The organism is Oceanobacillus alkalisoli (genome assembly GCF_022213125.1).
Classification (GTDB): domain Bacteria; phylum Bacillota; class Bacilli; order Bacillales; family Amphibacillaceae; genus Oceanobacillus; species Oceanobacillus alkalisoli.
Genome location: NZ_JAKNRA010000006.1, coordinates 78,322 through 91,994, shown reverse-complemented (window position 1 = coordinate 91,994; position 13,673 = coordinate 78,322). Strand labels below are relative to the sequence as shown.

Sequence of the window (13,673 nt, the reverse complement as noted above, 5' to 3'; positions counted from 1 at the left end):
TGAATAGTCGCCTTTTTGATCGGTGAGGTAGAGGTGCAAGTAATATGAGTAGCCAACAGGAGAATGACAACGATGATTGTTAGTGAAAGGATTGTTTGCCGAAGCGTAATAAGCGTCAACTTATTATTTGCTGGTATGTCTTTGAATAAGGGGCATACTGTCATGCTGTTGTATTGCATGGAGAACTACTGATCGAAGGAGGATAACGTATATTGTGGAAGAACAATGATGGTTATTTTCTGTCATTGTTTTTTTATGTAAAATATGTGCCTTCCATTCGTTCAATTTGTACTCTATGCTGCGAAATTTATTTAATGGAGGAAAAACGATATGGTAGGTACTTTTTATTCTCTGATTCCTGCACTTGTTATGTTAGTGTTAGTAATTGTGACAAAACGAATTTTGCTTTCTTTAGGAGTAGGAATTGTATTAGGAGCCTTTTTCATACATGAATTTAACATTATAGACTCCTTGCAGGAAGTATGGCTCGTATTCTATGAAATATTTGTTGATGAAGGTGCTCTTAATATTGATAATCTATACTTGCTTGGATTCCTATTGCTTTTAGGAATAATGACAGCCTTCCTTCAAGGCTCAGGTGGTAGCCGGGCTTTTGGAGAATGGATGTTAAAACGAGTGAAGACTCGTGCAGGTGCAAAGATTATGACCGGAAGTCTCGGTGTTATTATATTTATTGATGATTACTTTGCGAGTTTAGCAGTTGGACAGATCGCAAGACCAGTAACGGACCGGCAAAATATATCCCGTGCGAAATTAGCCTATTTGATTGACTCAACCGCTGCGCCAATGACTGTGCTGTCGCCGATTTCAAGTTGGGGTGCATTTATTATTGGTTTGTTAGGCTCCATTTTTGCGACAAATGGTATCACGGGTATTCAGCCGATGGAAGCATTTATCAAAATAATTCCGATGAACTTATATGCATTGTCAGCAATCTTACTCGTTTTCCTTGTAGCCTATTTAAAAATGGACATTGGACAGATGCGTGTACATGAAAAGCGCGCCATGAAATCAGGCGAATTGATTGATCCAAATAATAGCAAGGTCCCTGGTGACTTAGGTGATACAATTGAGGCTCATCCAAAAGGGAAGGTGTATCATCTGATATTACCTATTGTTGTGCTTGTTGTAGCGACTGTATCAGCCATGTTAATTACCGGGGCAATCGCAACAGAGGGCAGTGTGACACTTCTTTCCATGTTTGCGAATACGAATGTGAATCTGTCTCTCATTATTGGAGGGGCAATAGCTGTTTTGCTCGCACTTGTTTTACATTTGATGCATGAAGCTCCAAAAGTGAATATTGGGAATATCTTTATTCAAGGAATGAAATCGATGCTTCCAGCGATCTATATTTTAATTCTCGCATGGATGATCGGCTCAATCATTTCATCCCTTGAAACGGGGACTTATTTAGCAGAGCTGCTTCACGGTGCGAATGTTAATTCCATGTTCCTCCCTGTGTTATTCTTTATTATTTCTGGCTTAATGGCACTGGCAACAGGTACTTCTTGGGGAACATTTACGATTATGCTTGCGATTGGTGCAGAAGTTGTGATGGTTATTGATCCTGCTTTACTCCTGCCGACACTTGGAGCCGTGCTAGCTGGTGCTGTGTTCGGAGACCATTGTTCACCGATATCGGACACAACGATTTTGTCTGCGACTGGAGCTGGAGCAAATCATATTGATCACGTTTTAACGCAGCTGCCGTATGCATTACTTGCTGCTGGTGTATCGGTATTAGGATTCCTGCTCATGGGTTTACTCGATATGGTCGTTCTGCCATTAATCGTTACATTAGGAGCAATTGTATTAATTGGCTTGATTATCCACCGCAAGAATTCAATTAGAGAAGCTTAATAAAAAGCGTATCCTTTTTCACGTGATAAAGGATACGCTTATTTGTTGTCGAGATGTCTAAAACCATAGCAATCGTAATATGTATAAGTGTATAAAATACTTTTTGACAAAGGAGATGGGACGGGAGTATAATAAAATTATAAAATATCTGAAAAAACTAAAAATATAACCGCGAAATGTTCATGATTACATTTTGCGGGGATAAGGGAGGGTAAAAAAATGGAAACACGTTCACAATGGGGAACAAGGGCTGGTTTTATTTTAGCTGCAGTTGGATCGGCGATTGGTTTGGGGAATATTTGGAGGTTTCCGGCAGTTGCATATGAAAACGGTGGTGGTGCATTTTTTATCCCTTATTTATTTGCTCTGTTAACTGCGGGTATTCCAATTCTCATTATGGAATTCACGATGGGTCATCGCTACCGTGGTTCAGCTCCGTTAACGTTCCGGAGAATGAATAAGAAAGCAGAGTTTATCGGTTGGTGGGGCGTGCTTGTTGCATTTATTATTTCAACTTATTATTCTGTCATCATCGCTTGGGCAATCTCTTACTCCTATTTCTCATTATCTCTAGCCTGGGGGGATGATACAGGAGGATTCTTATTTGGTGAATATTTAAAGCTTGCTGAAACTCCTGGTCAAATAGGGAGTATGGTTCCAAGTGTATTATTTCCGCTTCTTATTGTTTGGGCGCTTGTCTTATTCTTGTTATATCGTGGAGTCAGTAAAGGTATTGAGTTGGCGAATCGAATTTTCATTCCAGCACTTGTTATTGTATTTCTTATCATTGTTGTCCGTGCCGTCACGCTGCCAGGAGCTTTAAGCGGATTGGATGCATTTTTTAAACCTGATTTTAGTCAATTCTTTTCTCCGGATGTCTGGATCGCAGCTTACGGACAAATTTTCTTTAGTTTATCCATCGCATTTGCCATTATGATCACTTATTCTAGTTATTTGTCTAAAAGAGCTGACATCACAAATAATGCATTTATTGTTGGGTTTGGGAACTCCGGATTTGAATTATTAGCTGGGATTGGTGTATTTGGTATCCTCGGATTTATGGCTACCCAGGCTGGTGTATCGATTGACGAGGTAGTTGATGGTGGAGTTGGCCTTGCGTTTGTTGCTTTTCCAGCGATCATTAATGAATTTCCAGCCATGAACGAACTATTTGGCCTCTTGTTTTTTATTTCTTTAACTTTAGCAGGGTTAACCTCACTCTTATCGATTACCGAAACCTATGTTGCAGGAATGGTGGATAAATTTAATTTTTCACGTAAAAAAGCTGTTCTATTCGGTGGAGGGCTAGCAGCGATTATTTCACTGCTCTTCGCTTCTCAAGGCGGCTTATACTTCCTCGACGTTGTAGATTACTTCATTAATCAATTCGGTGTAGCTTTACTAGGCTTAGTGGAAGTTGTCCTGATTGCATGGATTTTGCGAAAGTTGAAAACATTGAAAGACCATGCCGACCCAATATCAGATATCCGGCTCGGTTCGTGGTGGACGATTAGTTTAACGATGATTACGCCAGTTGTAATGGGATATATGATGTATGGTTTATTTAAACAAAATCTGATGAGACTTTTTGATAACCCGAGCGGAAATTATGAAGGATATACGGATACGTTCATATTCTTTGGAGGCTGGGTTGTTGCGGCCGCAACGCTAGTAATTGGAATCCTTCTGTCTTTGGCAAAGTGGAAGGGAAACACTGAAATCAATAACGATGAGAACTACTTTGATGATAGGGAGGCAAAATAATGAGTGCTTCAGCGATTATTGTAATGATTATTGGAATTACCATCCTATGGGGAGGACTAGCAGCGAGTATCTGGAATGCATTCCGCAATAAGGAAAAAACGAATTAATTCTAAAGAGGCTGGGAGAGCATTTGCTCGTGCCCCAACCTCTTTAGTCTTTCGCCATCTGTTCCCATCTTCTTAAATAAGGATAAGGATCAAAGGACCACTCTTTATAGCCGTCGTCTTTATACATTCCGTAATGTAAATGGGGTGGGAACTTGCCGGATGTTCCGGGAGGACCGTATCCGCTAGAACCTACACTGCCAAGTATATCCCCAGGTTGGACTACCGTTCCAATTTCAATGGAGTCGTCAAACCCGCTCATGTGAGCGTAGTAATGGTAAATATTATAAATATCGCGGATCCCAATTCGCCAGCCGCCAAAGCGGTTCCAGCCTTTCATTTCCACAACACCGTATGTTGTAGACTTTATTGGTGTACCATAATCCGCGAAAATATCTGTACCTTCATGTATTCTTAGCCCACCGTACCCGCGTCTATCACCCCATGTGTTCCGGTAACTGTAATTATAATTGGTATCGACTGGAAAATCCCGATTAGCTAAATTTATTTCATTAAAGTTTTTAAAAACTTTGGCTGTATTCATGATGGATTTAACCGATAAATCACGTTCATAAAGCTTCCATAGACCAATCTTAATATCATCCCGTGTTGGTCCCTCTTGTTGCAAAAAGCTTGCCAGTGTATAAAGGAGATCTTCTGCTTGATCTTGACTTGCTAAGCCATCTCCATCCCCGTCCAATCCGATACCACCGAATAAGTGAATGATATCAGAACTTGGATTTTGGGGGTAATTTCCAATTCCATACCAAACCTCTTCATCAAATGTTATTGAAATAAGCAGTTCATCTTCACTGGCTGTTTTTTTATTCCGTTCGTAATTATCAACGGCGGCTAGATAATACCAAGGGATTTGCGTGAGTGCTTCGGTTTTTTTAAAAAGAGCCATCCGTTCTGTATAAATGGAGGTTTCTTCTGCCTGAACGAATATCGCACTCAGATAAAATAAGATGAAGCTGAAACCATATATGGCCAGTTGTTTAGAGAACAAGCATGTCACCTCCCATCTCGTTCATCGTTATCATCTTCTAGTCCTTGAATGATCTGTTCGATTACTTGGAGATCACTTTGATTATTTGTTTGTTCTAAATGCAGGCTGTGGATAACATCCATATGAGCTGGTTCATCTGTCGTATATATTTTATAGAAGCTTGGCAGTAGGGAGCGAGCAGTTTTTTTAGCAATTTCTGTAGCTTCATTTTCATTGAGATCATCATGTTTATCGTATGCGATGACAATTTCCCGGTCGGTTACTAGTGAAGCTACTTCATTGAAATTACCGGATTTAATGATGGTTCTTGTAATTATATTTGCCATTTGTTCCCGGTCCATCGTGAATTCACTGTTATCTTCATTTACGGCAAGTTCTTCTTTTGTATACCTGACGTAACCCAACTTGGCGCGCCGTTCTTCATTCACCGATTCTTCCCGATTTGTTGGATTAAGTATATCGAGTTGTTCATTTGTGTTCTCCGTCTGCCCGCAACTAGCAACATATAGTACAATCCCGAGTAGCATATGGATTAGAATGAGTTTTTTCATGGTTTCTCTCCTTATTTCCATTTGTGTTTTAGTTTGGTTTAATGGAGAGAAAACATACATACAAATATTTCACTTCTGTTAGCCATATGGTAAACTAATGGAAGGCAAATAGGGGGTGTAGCAAGTGTTTGAACTAAATGGTAAGCATTATGAACTGATAGAAAATTTTAAAGAAGGATTTCAAGAGGATGCAATTCGGGACAGGTACGCGGATATTTTAGGAAAGTATGATTATATCGTCGGAGATTGGGGATATGAACAGCTGCGGATGAAGGGATTTTATCATGACCGGAACGCAAAAGCCCCGGTTGATTCCAAATTTAGTACGGTTCAGGATTACTTATTGGAACATTGTAATTTTGGTTGTGCCTATTTTGTTTTGAAAAAGGTTACGAAATAACCGAAACACTCCTTTCTGTCACTTAGAAAGGAGTCGGCAATATACTCTTATTCCATTCATTTAATCAAATCTTCTACAACGTGTATAACCATGGAATTTCTTCTCAATAATGGAGCCGAGGCGGAAGATAGCAGCTTCGTTTCCAACCGCACTCAAGATTTGAATGCTGACAGGCATATCGTTTTCATCTTTTCCAACAGGCAATGTAAGGGATGGTAGTCCCCATACATTTGCATAAGCTACATATGGCATATATTCTAAAAAGGTTTTGCGAATGGAGAAAATCTCTTTAAATACTTGGCCATGTAGCGGTGCACCAGTATGGTAGACGGGAAAGATGAGCAGCCGGTTGGTTAAATAATCGCTTAGCCATTTGTCGCCACGGGTAATGAGTTCATTTATTTCTCGAGTCCGTTTTTTTGATGGTTTGAACATTTTCGAACCGAGTATTGCCCAAGAAAGATAAGGATGCACATTCGTCCGGTTCGTCAATCGTTCCTTTAAGTAGGAGCGGATGAGCGGGGAGCGATCATTGCTAAAGGCCTCCCTTTCAATGGCGGCACTTCCATCGATGGACATCATTTCCTGCCAAAGCTGGGCACTTTCTTCAAATAAAGGCGGCACACCTCGTTTTGTATGAATGAGCTGCAGGAGGAAATCCTCAATACCCCGAATGATGCGTTTTGTGCTTTCCGATAATGGATAGTTGATTTGTTCGAATAGGATTTCTACTTTGTATTCGTTTAAAAAGACTACTTTCGAACTTGTACCTGTAAGAATCTGATTCATCAGCTCCATATCCCTTACCGACTTGCCCATCGGCCCGATTCCAAACATTCGTTGCTGTAATGGGTGAGCAGTTTCCGGATAATGCCCATCAGAAGTGGTTTGGTGCATACCAGGTTTAAAACCGACGACACCATTGAAGTGTGATGGAAAACGAATCGATCCACCAATGTCAGAGCCTATTCCTACTGCTGCCCCACCAGCAGCAAGCAAAGCCCCCTCACCACCGCTGGAACCCCCAGCCGTCCGGTTGATATCCCAAGGGTTATTTGTTTGCCCATAGAGCTTATTATCCGTTTCTTGGCAATAAGAAAGGGCAGGGGTATTCGTTTTTCCTAAAATAATGGCACCTTCCTTGCGCAGTTTCTCAATCGCCTTCGCATCATCCCTGGCAATCAAATCTTGACGATGTTCAAGGCCGCCGGTCGTTTTCATATTGGCAACATGAAATGCTTCCTTTACACTAATTGGTACACCAGCAAGCTTTCCATTCAATCTTTTACCCTTGACTTTTGCTTCGTCAAACTGTTTTGCCTCAATTGTTGCTTCCTCGAAGCGATCTTCTACTAATGCGTTAATTGGAGGGTTTACTTTTTTGATATGATTGATGTAGGTTGTTACAACTTCCTCGCTTGTTAATGTTCCGTTTTTCAACATCTCAGCAAGTGCAGTTGCATCTAAATCCAATATCGCAGTAGATATTTTCAATTCCCCCTCTGTCAGATATGTATCACACAACTTCCGCAATTTACAATAGCTAATATATCTTTGTAAGTTCAAGTAAATTCACTTTCATTCAGCGTAAGTGTTTTGCACGTTCTCTTGGTAGAATCTCTAACCGCCGTTCAGTTGCCCGGTGGACGGATGCGCACCCTTGGGCACGGCTAGAGCTCCTCGGGCTGAGCACTAAGGGGTCTCCAGGCTCTGTTCCCGCAGGAGTCACCGTCCACCGGGCAACTGAACTGGTATAGATGATTATTTTAAATAGAAATTATTCCGCTACAATAAGGATAATATCTTTCCAGCCCATTAAACAGTGATCCAAATATGGCCTTTCCTGGTAGCAGTTCAGACACCTCGAGACTCCTGCGGGAGGCCGGCTAAGAACGGTCAGGTCCTGTGACCAACGCCGGCATTAGAACGTCCTGTTTGGAGGTAAACCTGGCGAGACCCCTTAGTGCTCATCGCGAGGAGGCTTGCCGGCCGCTTAGCAGGTGCGAAAGGTGTCTGGACTGCGGATCCTAGAAGAGAGTTTCGGGTTTGGACACTTACGCTGAATGAAAGGATTATAAGGTTGATCTGTTTTGGTTTTTAGGTACGAAAGTTTAGTGTATTACATTAACTATAGCATGTATTTTCTCCAAAATCATACTTTATGTGGTATGATTGGAGTGGAAGATGGATATTGGGGGTACATTTCATGTATTTTGTTGATCGGAGAAAGATAGAAGAAAATTTAACATATATGGAACATTTGCTTGAACTTTTAGAGAATGAAGTATTTGAATCACGAATCGAGATGCTTGGCAAAGAGCGAATTGTTCATGTTTTAATCGAATCCTTACTTGATGTTGGGAATATGATGATTGACGGGTTTATCATGCGTGATCCGGGAAGTTATGAAGACATCATTGATATCCTTATCGATGAAAAAGTAATTCCTGCAGAGCAAGAAACAGCTTATAAGGAATTTATTTCGTTGCGAAAAAATCTTGTTACGGATTATGTGAAAGTAGACGGGACGAAGATGGATGAAACGATTACGAGCAGTCTACCTGTACTTAAAGACTTCAGCTCTTATATTCAAACGTATTTGAAGAACGAACTTGGCGTCGCAAATGCTTTTTTAAAAGATAAGTAAAGGTGATGGAGATGAAAAAGACGACGAAGGAAAGGCTTATCTTGATTTTAAAAAAGAACAAAGCAGTCACGATGGATGAATTGATGGCGTTTTTTACAATCTCAGAACCTGCCGTGCGTAAACATCTTCATGAACTTGAAAGCGAAGAGCTGATTAAGAAAAGAAAGCATAAGCAAAAAATTGGCCGCCCTTTTTACACATATGAACTCACGGAAAAGGGACATGGTCAGTTTCCGAATCAATATGAACAATTACCAGTTGAATTATTGCACGATCTCGAGGAACTCCAAGGTCCAGAATTGGTAACAGCATTGTTAGATAAACGGATGGAAAGGGAAGAGGACGAGTTACTTACGAAGCTTGATGGAAAGGATTTTGATGAAAAAGTGCATCATCTCGTCGAGGCGCAGAATAACGTCGGATACATGATAGAGGTAGAAAAAACGTCGGATGGAGATTATATATTAACGAATTATAACTGCCCGATTGTTAATATCGCAAAAGCATACCAGCAAGTCTGTTCTAATGAAAAGATAATGTATAATCGGTTATTCCATGAAAGTAACGTCGTGCCGGAAGAGTATATAACAACTGGATCGCATATTTGCAGATGGGTGATAAAAGCACCAAAAAAAGATGATTGATCAAACAATCATCTTTTTTTATGAAGTAAATCAGTCCACTAAATCCTCTGGGTCGACAGTAGAATGGGCGAGTCTGCTTGATGCTGCAGCCGCGACTGCACCGACAATGTCATCGAGGAAGGTGTGGACGTTTCCAGATGATTTGTCATTCAGCTCTTTCAAAATTCCTGGTTTTTGTTTATCGATATAACCATAATTTGTAAGACCGATTGAACCATAAACGTTTACAATCGAAAGGGCAATAATTTCGTCAATGCCATATAGGCTTTCGTCTGTAACGATTGTTTCGAGTAATGGTTCGTCCAACAGTTTTTTCTCTGCTAGAACATCCAGTTGAATACCGGTAATGACAGCATTTTGCACTTCGCGTTTAGAAAGCACACGATTTACATTGAAACGGCATTCATCCATTGTTAATTCGTTATGGTAACTTGATTGTAAATAATAAACAAGTTCCGCAATATCATCAAGTTTTACCCCGCGTTCTTCAAGAAGCTGTCTTGCTTTTTTTTCCAAATCGCTTAACTTTACATGTTTACTCATTTTATCACCTTTTTCAAATAGTAGTTAAATTAAGTTCTTCTCATTCATATAGTCTTAGTATATCCATTTCTTTGAAGAGGGGGAACTTAACTTGTCTTTTCGTGACCTTTTAACTGATTATTATCAAGTACATCCGGAAGAAAAGATGGTGATTGATGGAAGAACTGGATTTCTTGCAGATGGTTTCGTTTATTTTAACATGGAATCCCGGAATCTCGAAATGATTCAGATGGAACAAGCGGTACTCGCTTACTATTTAATGGAGAATGGTTACCGGCATATTGCACTTCCTGTTAAAAATATGAAAGATGAATGGTTTACAGAATATCAAACAAATTCGTACTTAATTTACCAAGTGGCGGACCGGAATATGGAAAAAGCAAGCTTGGGCAGAAGCCTGGCATTATTTCATGAGGTAGGGTCTGATTATTATTATGAGCCTCAAACAATTTCCAGTTATGGAGAATGGAAAACGCTCTGGATAGATAAGCTGAATTTATTTGAAGAACGAACTTTTCAGCTCATGGAAGAGGAGACGGCACAGCCTCGTATTTTTGATTGTTTACCCTATATTATAGGTATGAGTGAAAATGCGATTCAATACCTGAGGGAAACAGAAGAAAATGAAACGCGTTATACAGAAGTCGATCAGGGAACGATTGCTTTTCTTCGGTTCAATAATCAAGTTGAACGTGAAGTAATTTGGCCGGATGAGCTCGGCTTTGACCATCCAGCAAGAGATATAGCTGAATTTATCCGTAATTGTTTTTTAAGCGGGCAATCAGACAGTTTTATACATGCGTTTATTAGAGATTACCAGACCATTAGACCGCTGTCTGTATTTAGCTGGAGGCTAATTTACGCACGTTTACTATTTCCAATTCATTTCTTTGATACGGTGGAGCAGTTGATGAGCGGAGGGGATATACAAAGAGGCGAAGCTGCGTTGCACCAGATGATTAGGTTGCAGGAAAGATATGAAAAGCGGTTAAACAATTTTTACAAAAAGATGGAAATCGATAAAGGAGCATTTGAGCTTGTTGAGGTAGACTGGCTTTCATGATAATATGGGAACATAAAAAGAATAGAGGCAGCTATAACTCGCTGCCTGATTAGAATACTTGTTCAATTTCTCTAACGCCTGGAACTTCAGCCATTAAAGCGCGTTCGATCCCAGCTTTTAATGTAATAGTAGAACTCGGGCAGTTGCCACAAGCACCCATTAAACGGAGCAGGACAATACCGTCCTCATCCACATCTATTAATTCAACATCTCCACCGTCACGGAGTAAAAATGGACGTAATTTGTTTAAAACTTCTTGTACTTGCTCATGCATGAATCACATCCCCCTTTCGAATTCTAGTATAAAACGGATTTGCAGGTAATTCTATTGATGAAACTAAAATTTCCTATCGGTTAATTATATTGTACCTTTGCTTTCCTATTTTGTAAAATGAAAGAAACTCTTTTATATAAATCAAAAGGAGAAGGAGGCAGGCCAATGAGGGAAAAAATTAAAATCACGATCTACGGAGCTGAACAAATTTGTGCTAGTTGTGTAGGAGCACCAGGTTCAATAGATACGTATGAGTGGCTGCAAGCTGCAATAGGCCGGAAATACGAAACGGATGCGATAACATATGAATATGTGGATATTAATGAACCACAGACAGAAAAGAAACACCAGGACTTTGTGCAGCAAATTATTGAAGAGGATTTGTTCTGGCCCATTGTATTTGTAAACGAAGACTTGGTGGCGGAAGGGATTCCACGTTTGAAAACAATTTATCAATCATTGGAAGAAAAAGGCCTAATGGGATAAACAGAACGATTGATAAACTTATTTTTCATTTGTATAATAAAGGGAAAGCGATGCCAAAGGAGGAAAAACATATGTCTATCGTATTAACGGATAGGGCAAGTGTTCAAATTAAAGAAATGATGCAGGATGAAGAGGAAGGGGTACGCCTTCGTTTTGGTGTGCAAGGTGGAGGCTGCAGTGGTCTTTCCTATTCCTTAGGCTTTGATGAAGAAATCAATGAAGAATTAGATGTTGTGAAAGAAATAAATGGAATTCCAGTCGTCTTGTTCAGCCAAGATATCCCTATTATTGAAGGAACGAAGATTGACTTCAAAGAGAATCTAATGGGTGGAGGATTCAGTATCGATAATCCGAACGCTGTGCTCTCCTGTGGCTGTGGTTCATCTTTCCGGCCGAAAGAGTATGATGGTCCAGTTGAGAAGTGTTAAGCATGGACCTTGAATGACTAAGAAGCAGGTGAAGGCAGATGACAGAAGAAAATATAGATACGAGCAGACTCTGCGTCGCGAAAGTTCCGTTCTTCAACCATTTAACGTATGATGAAATGGTAAAAATTGCCGAACGAAGTACCCATAGGAATTATCGGAAAGGGGAAATCATTATTCATGACGGTGACCCATTAGATTACTTGTACATCGTTCACCAGGGCAGAGTAAAGATTTATCAAATCTTTGAATCTGGTAAAGAGCAGTTATTACGTATCTTGGAACCTGGTGAGTTCATGGGAGAAATGGCGATTTTTACGAAGAAGGAAATGGATAGCTATGCAGAAGCAATAGAGAAATCGGAAATATGCGCCATTCACCGTGATGAAATGCAACTCTTAATGAAAGAACATCCATCGATTGCATTGAAAATATTAGAGCAGTTCAGTGAGCGTCTAGATCAGACGGAGAAGCTTATTGGAGAGTTAAGTTCGAAAGATGTTGAAATGCGAATTGCTACGTATTTAGTCGAGCTTGCAGAAAAGAACCAGCAACTGGACATCGTTCTTCCGATGAGTAAAAAGGATCTCGCATCTTATTTAGGGACTACGCAAGAAACGGTCAGCAGACGGTTATCTACCTTCCAGACAAATAAATGGATTGAGCAAGATGGCCACCGAAAAATTAAAATAATGAATCTGGAAGCACTGAAGCTAGTAATTGCACCAGCATAAAAAACGGGGCCCGCTTTGTTTAGAAATTGGGCTCCGTTATTGTTTAAAAAATGGCCATATCAGTCGAGTGTCTTGGTTGAACGCGGGCTTTTGGATCCATATAGCGCATCGCATTGTTAACAGCCGTAGGTCCTTCACCAAAACCGGTTACAATCAATTTAACTTTACCATCATAGGTCGTCACATCACCAGCTGCATATACACCAGGGATGTTTGTTTCCATTTTCGTATTGACGACAATACTATTCTTTTCGATTTCCAGTCCCCAGTCTTTAATTGGCCCAAGAGAAGAAATGAACCCATAGTTACAAATGACCTCATCCACATCCAACGTAATGTTACTTTCACCACGTACTTCCTGCAGTGTTAGTGAATCGATTCGTTCAGCGGCTGTTATCCCTTCGGCTGCATATGGTGTAATGACTTCAACAGCAGAATTTTTCAGCTGTTCCACACTTGCCTCGTGAGCACGGAATTGATCTCTGCGGTGGACAAGCGTTACACTTTTTGCAATTTTTTCTAGCATTAGGCTCCAATCGAGAGCAGAATCTCCGCCACCAAGGATAACGACATTTTTATCTTTAAAATGATTCATATCGGGAACATGGTAATGTAAATTAATACCTTCAAAGTCCTCACTATTATCGATATTTAGACGCCTCGGAGTAAATGCTCCGTTGCCAGCGGTAATAATCATCGTCTTCGTATAATGGACGTCCCCATTCTTGCTGACGAGCTTTATACTTTCATCTTCGAGCCGTTCCATCGTTTCGATTTGCTGATCGAGTACGATTGTAGGATTAAAGAACTTCGCCTGTTTTTCTAAATTATCGATGAGATCAACTGCCTTAATCTTTGGGAATCCAGCAACATCATATATATATTTCTCCGGATAAAGGGCTGCAAGCTGTCCACCGATTTGCGGTAAACTTTCAATAATCTTTACCTTCGCTTGACGCATGCCTCCGTAAAAAGCAGTGAATAACCCTGCTGGTCCGGCACCTATTATCGTTATATCATAAAGTTCTTCAGACAACAGTATTCCCTCTCTCTGTACTAAAATTATCAACATTCTTATCCTACCATAAATCGCAATCGAATCGTAACTATCTAGCTCATTATCAAGGAAAAAACGTATCACATTT

At 40.2% G+C, this 13,673-nt stretch carries 16 protein-coding genes and 1 riboswitch; of the genes, 10 read left to right on the top strand and 6 right to left on the bottom strand.

Annotated elements, in window-relative coordinates; translation table 11 throughout:
* The first annotated feature begins 20 nt into the window (after nucleotides 1-20).
* Nucleotides 21-196: riboswitch (Lysine riboswitch) on the top strand.
* Between the two features lie 134 nt (nucleotides 197-330).
* The 3 genes from L3V42_RS09780 to L3V42_RS09770 all read left to right on the top strand — a co-directional run bounded on the left by L3V42_RS09780 (nucleotide 331) and on the right by L3V42_RS09770 (nucleotide 3,755).
* On the top strand, nucleotides 331-1,884 hold the full coding sequence (locus L3V42_RS09780; protein WP_238471885.1) for a Na+/H+ antiporter NhaC family protein: 1,554 nt from the start codon (nucleotides 331-333) through the stop codon (nucleotides 1,882-1,884).
* A 219-nt stretch (nucleotides 1,885-2,103) separates the two neighbouring features.
* Nucleotides 2,104-3,648 carry a sodium-dependent transporter gene (locus L3V42_RS09775; protein ID WP_238471884.1) on the top strand — a complete coding sequence of 515 codons (1,545 nt, stop codon included), beginning with the start codon at nucleotides 2,104-2,106 and terminating at the stop codon, nucleotides 3,646-3,648.
* On the top strand, nucleotides 3,648-3,755 hold the full coding sequence (locus tag L3V42_RS09770; RefSeq protein WP_235762376.1) for a methionine/alanine import family NSS transporter small subunit: 108 nt from the start codon (nucleotides 3,648-3,650) through the stop codon (nucleotides 3,753-3,755). The genes L3V42_RS09775 and L3V42_RS09770 overlap by 1 nt, the downstream gene beginning before the upstream one ends.
* A 43-nt stretch (nucleotides 3,756-3,798) precedes the next feature.
* Here L3V42_RS09770 and L3V42_RS09765 read toward each other — a convergent pair whose 3' ends face one another.
* Both L3V42_RS09765 and L3V42_RS09760 read right to left on the bottom strand, forming a co-directional pair.
* Nucleotides 3,799-4,761, bottom strand: a complete 963-nt coding sequence (locus L3V42_RS09765; RefSeq protein ID WP_305082619.1) for a M23 family metallopeptidase — start codon at nucleotides 4,759-4,761, stop codon at nucleotides 3,799-3,801.
* Between the two features lie 5 nt (nucleotides 4,762-4,766).
* Nucleotides 4,767-5,312: a YhcN/YlaJ family sporulation lipoprotein gene (locus tag L3V42_RS09760; protein WP_235762377.1), complete on the bottom strand. Its 546-nt coding sequence runs from the start codon at nucleotides 5,310-5,312 to the stop codon at nucleotides 4,767-4,769.
* A 124-nt stretch (nucleotides 5,313-5,436) separates the two neighbouring features.
* Here L3V42_RS09760 and L3V42_RS09755 point away from each other — a divergent pair, with 124 nt between their 5' ends.
* Nucleotides 5,437-5,712: a YutD family protein gene (locus L3V42_RS09755; RefSeq protein ID WP_235762378.1), complete on the top strand. Its 276-nt coding sequence runs from the start codon at nucleotides 5,437-5,439 to the stop codon at nucleotides 5,710-5,712.
* Nucleotides 5,713-5,772: 60 nt separating this feature from the next.
* Here L3V42_RS09755 and L3V42_RS09750 read toward each other — a convergent pair whose 3' ends face one another.
* Nucleotides 5,773-7,206 (bottom strand): amidase, encoded by a 1,434-nt coding sequence (locus tag L3V42_RS09750; RefSeq protein WP_238471883.1) that lies wholly within the window; start codon nucleotides 7,204-7,206, stop codon nucleotides 5,773-5,775.
* A gap of 712 nt (nucleotides 7,207-7,918) precedes the next feature.
* Here L3V42_RS09750 and L3V42_RS09745 point away from each other — a divergent pair.
* Together L3V42_RS09745 and L3V42_RS09740 are read left to right on the top strand one after the other, a co-directional pair.
* On the top strand, nucleotides 7,919-8,359 hold the full coding sequence (locus tag L3V42_RS09745) for a DUF86 domain-containing protein (protein ID WP_235762380.1): 441 nt from the start codon (nucleotides 7,919-7,921) through the stop codon (nucleotides 8,357-8,359).
* An 11-nt stretch (nucleotides 8,360-8,370) separates the two neighbouring features.
* Nucleotides 8,371-9,003 carry a helix-turn-helix transcriptional regulator gene (locus tag L3V42_RS09740; RefSeq protein WP_235762381.1) on the top strand — a complete coding sequence of 211 codons (633 nt, stop codon included), beginning with the start codon at nucleotides 8,371-8,373 and terminating at the stop codon, nucleotides 9,001-9,003.
* A gap of 30 nt (nucleotides 9,004-9,033) precedes the next feature.
* Here L3V42_RS09740 and L3V42_RS09735 read toward each other — a convergent pair whose 3' ends face one another.
* Nucleotides 9,034-9,546, bottom strand: a complete 513-nt coding sequence (locus L3V42_RS09735; protein ID WP_235762382.1) for a phosphatidylglycerophosphatase A family protein — start codon at nucleotides 9,544-9,546, stop codon at nucleotides 9,034-9,036.
* A 91-nt stretch (nucleotides 9,547-9,637) separates the two neighbouring features.
* On the opposite strand from L3V42_RS09735, the gene L3V42_RS09730 reads away from it, so the two are divergent.
* Complete coding sequence (locus tag L3V42_RS09730) at nucleotides 9,638-10,609, top strand: YutH/CotS family kinase-like spore coat protein (RefSeq protein ID WP_235762383.1); 972 nt, start codon at nucleotides 9,638-9,640, stop codon at nucleotides 10,607-10,609.
* A 49-nt stretch (nucleotides 10,610-10,658) separates the two neighbouring features.
* On the opposite strand, the gene L3V42_RS09725 is transcribed toward L3V42_RS09730, so the two are convergent.
* Nucleotides 10,659-10,883 carry a NifU family protein gene (locus L3V42_RS09725; RefSeq protein ID WP_235762384.1) on the bottom strand — a complete coding sequence of 75 codons (225 nt, stop codon included), beginning with the start codon at nucleotides 10,881-10,883 and terminating at the stop codon, nucleotides 10,659-10,661.
* Between the two features lie 165 nt (nucleotides 10,884-11,048).
* On the opposite strand from L3V42_RS09725, the gene L3V42_RS09720 reads away from it, so the two are divergent.
* The 3 genes from L3V42_RS09720 (at nucleotide 11,049) to L3V42_RS09710 (ending at nucleotide 12,528) form a co-directional block, all read left to right on the top strand.
* Complete coding sequence (locus L3V42_RS09720) at nucleotides 11,049-11,369, top strand: YuzD family protein (RefSeq protein ID WP_235762385.1); 321 nt, start codon at nucleotides 11,049-11,051, stop codon at nucleotides 11,367-11,369.
* A 71-nt stretch (nucleotides 11,370-11,440) separates the two neighbouring features.
* A complete protein-coding gene (locus L3V42_RS09715) occupies nucleotides 11,441-11,797 on the top strand; it encodes a HesB/IscA family protein (protein WP_235762386.1) in 357 nt (118 codons plus the stop codon).
* 38 nt (nucleotides 11,798-11,835) lie between these two features.
* Nucleotides 11,836-12,528, top strand: a complete 693-nt coding sequence (locus tag L3V42_RS09710) for a Crp/Fnr family transcriptional regulator (protein WP_235762387.1) — start codon at nucleotides 11,836-11,838, stop codon at nucleotides 12,526-12,528.
* Nucleotides 12,529-12,571: 43 nt separating this feature from the next.
* Here the strand turns inward: L3V42_RS09710 and L3V42_RS09705 are convergent, their stop codons facing one another.
* On the bottom strand, nucleotides 12,572-13,600 hold the full coding sequence (locus L3V42_RS09705) for an NAD(P)/FAD-dependent oxidoreductase (protein ID WP_438822753.1): 1,029 nt from the start codon (nucleotides 13,598-13,600) through the stop codon (nucleotides 12,572-12,574).
* Nucleotides 13,601-13,673 lie beyond the last annotated feature (73 nt).

Bases quoted from the DNA above. Each gene is read 5' to 3' on its own strand.
- L3V42_RS09780 (WP_238471885.1), top strand. From the start codon at position 331: ATGGTAGGTACTTTTTATTCTCTGATTCCTGCACTTGTTATGTTAGTG.
- L3V42_RS09775 (WP_238471884.1), top strand. From the start codon at position 2,104: ATGGAAACACGTTCACAATGGGGAACAAGGGCTGGTTTTATTTTAGCT.
- L3V42_RS09770 (WP_235762376.1), top strand. From the start codon at position 3,648: ATGAGTGCTTCAGCGATTATTGTAATGATTATTGGAATTACCATCCTA.
- L3V42_RS09760 (WP_235762377.1), bottom strand. From the start codon at position 5,312: ATGAAAAAACTCATTCTAATCCATATGCTACTCGGGATTGTACTATAT.
- L3V42_RS09745 (WP_235762380.1), top strand. From the start codon at position 7,919: ATGTATTTTGTTGATCGGAGAAAGATAGAAGAAAATTTAACATATATG.
- L3V42_RS09740 (WP_235762381.1), top strand. From the start codon at position 8,371: ATGAAAAAGACGACGAAGGAAAGGCTTATCTTGATTTTAAAAAAGAAC.
- L3V42_RS09735 (WP_235762382.1), bottom strand. From the start codon at position 9,546: ATGAGTAAACATGTAAAGTTAAGCGATTTGGAAAAAAAAGCAAGACAG.
- L3V42_RS09725 (WP_235762384.1), bottom strand. From the start codon at position 10,883: ATGCATGAGCAAGTACAAGAAGTTTTAAACAAATTACGTCCATTTTTA.
- L3V42_RS09720 (WP_235762385.1), top strand. From the start codon at position 11,049: ATGAGGGAAAAAATTAAAATCACGATCTACGGAGCTGAACAAATTTGT.
- L3V42_RS09715 (WP_235762386.1), top strand. From the start codon at position 11,441: ATGTCTATCGTATTAACGGATAGGGCAAGTGTTCAAATTAAAGAAATG.
- L3V42_RS09710 (WP_235762387.1), top strand. From the start codon at position 11,836: ATGACAGAAGAAAATATAGATACGAGCAGACTCTGCGTCGCGAAAGTT.
- L3V42_RS09705 (WP_438822753.1), bottom strand. From the start codon at position 13,600: ATGTTGATAATTTTAGTACAGAGAGAGGGAATACTGTTGTCTGAAGAA.